The organism is Caulobacter sp. 10L414, from assembly GCF_056395525.1.
In genome coordinates this window covers 25,343-32,320 of sequence record NZ_JBFTJR010000058.1, presented here as the reverse complement: position 1 = coordinate 32,320, position 6,978 = coordinate 25,343, and the positions used below count along the sequence as shown (strand labels likewise).

At 73.0% G+C, this 6,978-nt stretch carries 5 protein-coding genes; 3 read left to right on the top strand and 2 right to left on the bottom strand.

Features of this window, described 5'->3' with window-relative positions:
* Both AC1DCG_RS20080 and AC1DCG_RS20075 read left to right on the top strand, forming a co-directional pair.
* Window positions 1–1,078 (top strand): RNA polymerase sigma factor (locus AC1DCG_RS20080; protein ID WP_477041626.1); only part of this gene is annotated, 1,078 nt, incomplete at its 5' end.
* Between the two features lie 31 nt (window positions 1,079–1,109).
* Window positions 1,110–2,894 carry a feruloyl-CoA synthase gene (locus tag AC1DCG_RS20075; protein ID WP_477037228.1) on the top strand — a complete coding sequence of 595 codons (1,785 nt, stop codon included), beginning with the start codon at window positions 1,110–1,112 and terminating at the stop codon, window positions 2,892–2,894.
* Between the two features lie 110 nt (window positions 2,895–3,004).
* On the opposite strand, the gene AC1DCG_RS20070 is transcribed toward AC1DCG_RS20075, so the two are convergent.
* Window positions 3,005–3,691, bottom strand: coding sequence for a lysoplasmalogenase family protein (locus AC1DCG_RS20070; RefSeq protein ID WP_477028453.1), 687 nt, complete (start codon window positions 3,689–3,691; stop codon window positions 3,005–3,007).
* A gap of 124 nt (window positions 3,692–3,815) precedes the next feature.
* Between AC1DCG_RS20070 and AC1DCG_RS20065 the strand changes: the two genes are divergently transcribed.
* Window positions 3,816–5,354, top strand: coding sequence for an acetolactate synthase large subunit (locus AC1DCG_RS20065; RefSeq protein ID WP_477028454.1), 1,539 nt, complete (start codon window positions 3,816–3,818; stop codon window positions 5,352–5,354).
* 258 nt (window positions 5,355–5,612) lie between these two features.
* On the opposite strand, the gene AC1DCG_RS20060 is transcribed toward AC1DCG_RS20065, so the two are convergent.
* Window positions 5,613–6,947, bottom strand: coding sequence for a hypothetical protein (locus AC1DCG_RS20060; RefSeq protein WP_165260883.1), 1,335 nt, complete (start codon window positions 6,945–6,947; stop codon window positions 5,613–5,615).
* Between the last annotated feature and the right edge of the window lie 31 nt (window positions 6,948–6,978).

Sequence of the window (6,978 nt, the reverse complement as noted above, 5' to 3'; positions counted from 1 at the left end):
GCGCCAGCCGGCCGCCTGGCTCTACGCCGCCGCCCGCCGCTGCGCGCTCGACGCCCTGCGCAGGCGGGCCGTGCGCTCGCGKCTGGCGCCGGATGCGCCGGAGCCGGAGCCGACCGTGGAAGACGCCCTGGCCTCGGACGACCGGCTGATCCCCGACGAGCGCCTGCGGCTGATCTTCGTCTGCTGCCATCCGGCCGTGGCCCCGGAATCGCGGGCCGCGCTCACCCTGCGCCTGGTCTGCGGGCTGTCGGTGCAGGAGATCGCCCGCGCCTTCCTGGTCGGCGAGGCGGCGATGTTCCAGCGCCTGACCCGCGCCAAGAAGAAGATCGCCCAGGCGGGCGTGGCCTTCGAGGTCCCGGGCCCGGACGCCTGGCCCGAGCGGTTCTCGGCGGTGCTCTCGACGCTGGAGGTCGCCTACGCCAAGGCCCACGAGGACGCCGCCGGCGCCGGGGCCCACGCAGGCTACGCCCGCGAGATCCTCGACCTGACGGCGGCGTTGGCCGAGCTGGCGCCGGGCGAGGCCGAGTGCCTGGCCCTGGCGGCGCTGGTCCGCTACGCCGAGGCCCGGCGGCCGGCCCGGCTGGACGAGACCGGGGCCATGACGCCCCTCTCGCAGCAGGACCCGGCCCTCTGGCGGCGGCCGATGATCGACGAGGCGGAAGCCTATCTGCGCCGCGCCGCCGATCTCGACCGGCCCGGCCCCCGCCAGCTGCAGGCGGCCATCCACGCGGTGTGGAGCCATCGCACGAGCCTGGCCGAACCGCCGCGCTGGGGCGCGGTGCTGGCGCTGTACGACGCCCTGCTGGCCTGGCGCGACGACGCCGTGGTGCGCCTCAACCGCGCCGTGGCCCTGGCCGAGGTCGCCGGCCCGCCCGCAGCGATGGCCGAGCTGGACGCCCTGGACGCCGCGCGCCTGGACGCCTTCGGCCCGTTCCACGCCGTGCGCGCCGACCTGCTGGCCCGCCTGTCGCGGCCCGCCGAGGCCCGCGCCGCCTACGACCGCGCCCTGGCGCTGGACCCCGCCCCGGCCGAGCGGCTGTGGCTGGAACGTCGGCGAACGATGCTCGGCCAGGATTGAACGGGCGTTTGCGGCGGGACATAACTGGGCGATGGAATCCCTCGACGACGCCCCTTTCCGTGACGCCCGCTACGCCCCGCGCGCCCTGGAGGTCGAACGTCGCGGCGATGCGCTGATCCTGCGCAACCCCATGCCCTATTCGAAGGCCGTGCGCACGGTCACCGCCCCCCTGGCCCGCTGGGCCGGCCAGGCCCCCGACCGCGTCTGGCTGGCCGAACGGATCGAGGGCCAGGACGGCTGGCGCACGATCACCTATGGGCAGGCGGCGACCCGCGTGGCGGCCCTGGCCGGCGGCCTTGCGACCCTGGGCCTGTCGCGCGGCAAGCCGCTGCTGATCCTGGCCCGCAACGGCGTCGACCACGCCCTGATCGCCTACGCGGCCATGCGCCTGGGGGCGCCGGCCGCGCCGGTGTCGCCGCAGTACGGCCTTTCCGGCGCGGATCTCTCGCGCCTGGCCCACGCAGTGGAACGACTGAAGCCGGCGGCGGTCTATGTCGACGACGCGGCCGCCTTCGCCGGAGCCCTGGACCACGACTGCCTGGACGGCCTGCCGGTGATCGCCAGCCGCAACCCCCGCCCCGGCGACCAGCCGTTCGAGGCCCTGCTGGCCAGCCCGCCCGCGCCCGACGTGGCCGAGGGGGACGACGTTGCCAAGCTGCTGCTGACTTCCGGCTCGACCGGACGACCCAAGGCGGTGATCTGCACCCACGCCAACATCGCGCTAAACGCCGCCCAGATCGAGGCCTGCTACGCCGACCCCGATCCGCCGGTGCTGGTCAACTCCGCGCCCTGGAGCCACAGCCTGGGGGCCAACGCCATCCTGCACATGGTGCTGCACCGGGGCGGCACGCTCTATATCGACGCCGGCCAGCCCGTGCCGGGGCGCTTTTCCGAGACGCTGCGCAACCTGCGCGAGGTTTCGCCCACCTATCACAACATGGTGCCGGCCGGCTGGGGCCTGCTGGTCGGCGAGCTGGAGCGCGACCCGGTGCTGGCGCGGACCTTCTTTTCGCGCGTGCGGGTGCTGCAGTACGGCGGGGCCTCGATGGCCCAGTCGATCCTCGACCGCGTGCAGGCGCTGGCCCTGGCCGTCACCGGCGAGCGCATCACCTTCGCGGCCGGCTACGGCGCCACCGAGACCGGCCCGACCGCCTGCAACATCCACTGGCTGAACGCGCGCTCGGGCATGGTCGGCCTGCCCACGCCCGGCACGGCCGTGAAGCTGGTTCCCGCCGGCGAGAAGCTGGAGATCCGGGTCGAGGGCCCGCAGGTCTCGCCCGGCTATCTGGACCAGCCCGAGGCGACCCGCCAGGCCTTCGACGAGGACGGCTTCTACCGCCTGGGCGACGCGGCGCGGCTGGCCGATCCGGACGACCCGACCGCCGGCCTCGTCTTCGACGGACGGCTGGTGGAGAACTTCAAGCTGGCCAGCGGGGCCTTCGTGGCGGCCGGCGCCCTGCGGGTGGCGGCGATCTCGGCCATCGGCGGGGCGGCGTCCGACGCCGTGGTCTGCGGCGAGGGCCGCGAGGGCGTGGGCCTGATGCTGTTCCTGGAGCCGCGCACCTGCGAGGCGCTGGGCGGCGAGGCCGCGGCCCGGGCGGCGGTGCGCGCGGGCCTCGAGGCGTTCAACGCGGCCGGCAAGGGCGGGACCGGCAAGATCGCCCGCGCCCTGATCCTGCCCGGTGCCCCCGACGCGGCCAGCGGCGAGCTGACCGACAAGGGCTACATCAACCAAGCCCTGGCCCGCGAGCGCCGCCCCGCCGAGATCGAGCGCCTGTTCGCCGCCGAGCCCGACGACGCGGTCATGCGGTTCTAGGAGCGCTAAGCTTTCCCCAAATCCGAGCATCCCCGCGAAGGCGGGGATCCAAGCCGAGCCGCCGGAGGGGCGCGGCGGTGAAGCTTCGGCTCAGCGCTTCTTTCTGAAAGTCAGCTTGGGTCCCCGCCTTCGCGGGGATAGCCGGCTTGGGGATGGGTCGCCCGGCTCTCGTCCAGCGCCCCGGCCACGCCGACGCAGATCAGCAGTTGGCCCAGATAGTAGAACCCCCAGACGCACAGGCCGGTCAGCAGTCCGTCCGGCAGCGGCCCCAGGCGCGCGAAGATCAGAAGGTCGGAGACCACGAACAGCAGCGCCCCCAGCTTGACCGTCCGCCAGGAAAAGTCGCTGAGCAGGGCGGCGGCGGCCATGGTCGCCAGGCCCGTGGCGTAGAGGGCGATCCCCCCGGCGCCGGCGCGGTCGGCCGGCAGTCCGTAGGACAGCGCCGCCACGGCCGGGATCAGCAGCACCGGCAGGGCCTTTCCGGGGATCCGGTGGCGAAGGTACAGCCAGGCCGCCACGCCGTGTCCGGCCAGGAAGGCCACCGCCCCGACCGTCAGGCCCGCCACGTCCAGCAGCACGTCGCCCAGGGCGCCCAGGGCCATCGCCGCCGTCAGCAGCCAGCCGTCGAAGCCGCGCGCCCGCAGCAGCGCATGCAGGGCCAAGAGGCCGACGCCCGCGCCTTTCCAGCCGGCCTGCAGCGCCGGCGGCAGGTCCAGCCGCCAGGTGACGACATAGCTCGCCCCGGCGACCACCGAGCCGATCAGCGCCCAGCGGGCGGCCGCGCTCATCGTCCGCATGGAAACTTTCCCCCCCGTTTTCCGTCCAGACTGCGACGATCGCCCCCGCCGGCGCAATCGTGTTGCGCGCCCATGCCGAAATGTCGGAGACAGGGAGCGGGAGACGACTGGTACGGAGAAGACCATGAACGGCGCCGACGCCCTGATCACCACCCTGGCCGACAACGGCGTGACCGCCTGCTTCGCCAATCCGGGCACCAGCGAGATGCAGTTCGTCTCGGCCCTGGACCGCGAGCCGCGCATGCGCTCGATCCTGTGCCTGTTCGAGGGGGTGGCGACCGGCGCCGCCGACGGCTATGGGCGGATCGCGGGCAAGCCGGCCTGCACGCTGCTGCACCTGGGTCCCGGCTACGCCAACGGCGCGGCCAACCTGCACAACGCCCGCCGGGCCTTCACCCCGATCGTCAATGTCGTGGGCGACCACGCCACCTATCACCGCGGCTTCGACGCGCCGCTCAACAGCGACATCGCCGCCCTGGCCGCGCCCAACTCGCTGTGGGTGAAGTCGGCCGAGACCGCCGACAGCGTCGGCCCGCTGACCGCCGAGGCGATCACCGCCGCCTATGGAACGCCGGGCGGCAACGCCTGCCTGATCCTGCCGGCCGACGCGGCCTGGAACGAGGCGACCGTGCACGGCGGCGTGGCCGAGGTTCCCGCGCCCTCAGCCCCCGACGCCGAGACCGTGGCGGCCGTCGCCCACGCGGTGAAGGCGGCCAAGGCGCCGGTGCTGCTGCTGGGGTCGGGCGCCGGCCGCGAGGACGGGCTCGCCGCCGCCGGCCGCCTGGCCGCCCTGGGGATCCGCGTGCTGACCGACACCTTCACCGCCCGCCAGGCGCGCGGCGAGGGGCGCTTCCGTCCCGACAAGCTGCCCTATTTCGGCGAGATGGCCCTGAAGGACCTCGACGGCGCCGACCTGATGGTGCTGGTCGCCACCGAACGGCCGGTGGCCTTCTTCGCCTATCCCGACCGGCCCAGCGTGCTCGTGCCCGAGCACTGCGGGCTGGAAACGCTGTGCGGCCGCCAGGTCGACGCGGCCGCCGCGCTGAACGCCCTGGCCGACGCGCTGGAGGCGCCCGCCGCCGGCCACGTCGAGACCTACGCCCCGCCGCCGGCCCCGGCCGGCAAGCTGGACGCCTGGGCCATCGGCGCCAGCATCGCCCGGCACATGCCGGCCCAGACGGTGATCTCCGACGACGCGGTGACCGCCGGCCTGCCGATCTTCACCCAGACCCGCGCCGCCCGAGCCCACGACTGGCTGTCGCTGACCGGCGGCGCGATCGGCCAGGGCATCCCGCTGGCCGTCGGCGCGGCCGTGGCGCGGCCCGAGGCCAAGGTGCTGGCCCTGACCGGCGACGGGGCGGGCATGTACACGGTGCAGGGCCTGTGGACGATCGCCCGCGAGCAGCTGGACGTCGTGGTCGTGGTCTTCGCCAACCACGTCTACCGCATCCTCGGCATCGAGCTTGGCCGCACCGGCGCGGGTAATCCCGGCCCGGCTGCGAGCCGGCTGCTGGACCTTGGCGATCCGCGCATCGACTGGGTGGCGGTGTCCGAAGGCCTGGGCGTGCCGGCCCAGCGGGTCGACACCGCCGAGGCCTTCGACGAAGCCTTCGCCCAGGCCATGGCGGCCAAGGGCCCGCGACTGATCGAGGCGGCGCTTTAGGCCCTCCGGCCGAAGAGGAACCTCCCCCTGTGGGGGAGGCGATCGCGCAGCGATCGGTGGGGGAAGACCTTGCGAAACCGGCCCGCCCCACGACAGCTGAAACCGTCCCCCCTCCGGCCCTCCGGGCCGCCTCCCCCACAGGGGGAGGTTCCCGGTTGGCTGGAGCTGTCGCGGAGCGACTGAGGGGGCAACCCCCGTCAAAGAAAAACCCCGCCGGTTCGCACCGGCGGGGTTCTTCGTCAGAGCTCCGAGGAACTCTTACTTCTTGATGTTGGTCGGCAGCTTGCAGCCGCCGCCGACGCCCTTGGCCTGCAGGCAGGACAGGAGCTCGTTCGGCTTGGGCGAAGCCTGGTTCAGCGGGTAGGACAGCACCCAGCCCGGCAGGCCGTCGGCGCAGGCCACTTCGACGAAGCCGCTGGTGTCGGTGCGGCCGATGATGCGCGCGCCCGAGACCTGGCAACCGGCCTTGTTGTAGCTCTTGAGGTCGTCCCACAGGCGGGTGAACTCGACGTCCGGCTTGGTGTAGCTGCAGCGGAAGCCGTTCAGTTCGCCGGTGACGCAGTCATAGACGCGGTTGTCGGCCACCGAGAAGACGCCGATGCCGCCCCGCGGGGTGTTCGAGCACTTCAGCTCGACGATTTCCTTCTTGGGGTCTTGCGACGGGAACAGGCCGTAGGACTCGACCTTGCAGTCGTAGCCGGCCTTCTTGGCCAGGCTGGTGTAGAGGCCGGCCTGCTCGGTCTTGGCCGCGCGGCTGTCGGTCAGGGTGCACTCGGCGCCGCCCGGAGCGTTGGCGCAGTCGATGGCGCGAACCAGCGAACCGCCGGCCACGGCCTGCTGCAGCACGTAGCCCTTGCCGTCCTGGCAGGCGACTTCGAAGTAGTTGTCGGTCTTGGTGGTCAGGATGTAGCGCTTGTCCTTGACCGCGCAGTTGTTCTTGGCGGCGGCCGCCAGGGTGTCGACGATCTGCAGCTGGGTGGCGCGATCGGTCAGTTTGCACGAGATGTTGCCGCCTTCCTCGTACAGCAGGCAGCTGTTGGCCACCGTGCCCTCGAGCTTCATCGGCACCGGGATCTGGACGATGTAGCCCGTGCCGCCGGCGCAGGAGACTTCGAAGAACGAGTTGTTGTTGCCGGTGCCGATGGCGCGGGCGTTCTGCAGGTCGCAGGTCGCGCCGGCCTTGGCCAGGTACGGCTTGAGGCCCTGCTTGGCGTCGGCGTTGGCCGGCAGCAGGCACTTCAGGCCCGATTCCTTGCCGTCGGCGCCGGGCTGGCCGGTCTCGACGCACGAGAAGGCCTGCGGAGCGGTGTCCTTCTTGGACACCAGCGCGTAGCCCATGCCCTCTTGGCAGGCCACTTCGTAATAGGAGGTGGCCGACTTCTTGTCGGCGCCGATCAGGCGGGCGTCCGACACCTGGCAGGCCACGCCGGCCTGGGCGACCAGGGGCGGAGCTTCCTTCATACCGGCTTCACGCGACTTGGCGTCGACGGCGGCGGCGGCGGGCTTGGCATCCTTCGGCGCCGCAAAGGCGGCGGCCGGAACGAGCGCGGCGACCGCGAGGGCGGCCGTCAGGCCGATCGCGAATGGCCTCATGTCTGTAGTCTCCTGGGGGTGGATTCCTCGG